This window comes from Ruegeria sp. CH8 (genome assembly GCF_056536985.1).
This window is the reverse complement of record NZ_JBQFQR010000086.1, coordinates 1-686: the sequence shown is the minus strand read 5'-3', so window position 1 is coordinate 686 and position 686 is coordinate 1. Positions and strand designations below refer to the sequence as shown.

General features: G+C 55.2%; 1 protein-coding gene. It reads left to right on the top strand.

The features are described 5' to 3' along the window. Positions 1 to 65: 65 nt before the first annotated feature. Positions 66 to 671, top strand: a complete 606-nt coding sequence (locus ACR0ER_RS25635; protein ID WP_480771276.1) for an IS3 family transposase — start codon at positions 66 to 68, stop codon at positions 669 to 671. Positions 672 to 686 lie beyond the last annotated feature (15 nt).

Here is a 686-nt window from a genome sequence, read left to right as displayed (position 1 = left end):
CAATCGTGTCAGACCCCATCAGGCTCTAAACATGCGACCGCCCGTTCCAGAAACCTTGCTCAAAACTGGCCCATAGAATTGGGGCTGGACAATGGCGCGAAGAAGGCTTGCAGCTCCCACAACGGCACAAGAAACGCAAACGGCTGTACCACAAGGACAGCTCGATCATCCGGCTCCGACCGCAACATCCCAATCACATCTGGAGCATTGACTTTGTCCACGACAAGCTGAGCAACGGACAGAGCTACAAGATGCTGACGGTGCTGGATGAGTATACCCGTGAGGCGCTCTGCGTAGCGGTCAAGCCGAAGATGAACAGCGCAGACGTGCTGGATGCGCTCTACCCACTCTTATTGCGGCACGGGAAGCCCGAACACATCCGTTCCGACAACGGCGCGGAGTTCATCGCAACGGCCCTGCAGACCTGGTTAAGAAAGGTGGGCATTAAGCCGATCCAAATCTACCCGGGATCACCTTGGGAGAATGGATACAACGAGCGCTTCAATGGCACTCTGCGCCGGGAAGTCCTCAACGCAGAATGGTTCCACACCACCAAACAGGCTCAGATCGTCATCAATACCTGGCTTAGACAGTACAATCGTGTCAGACCCCATCAGGCTCTAAACATGCGACCGCCCGTTCCAGAAACCTTGCTCAAAACTGGCCCATAGAATTGGGGCTGGACA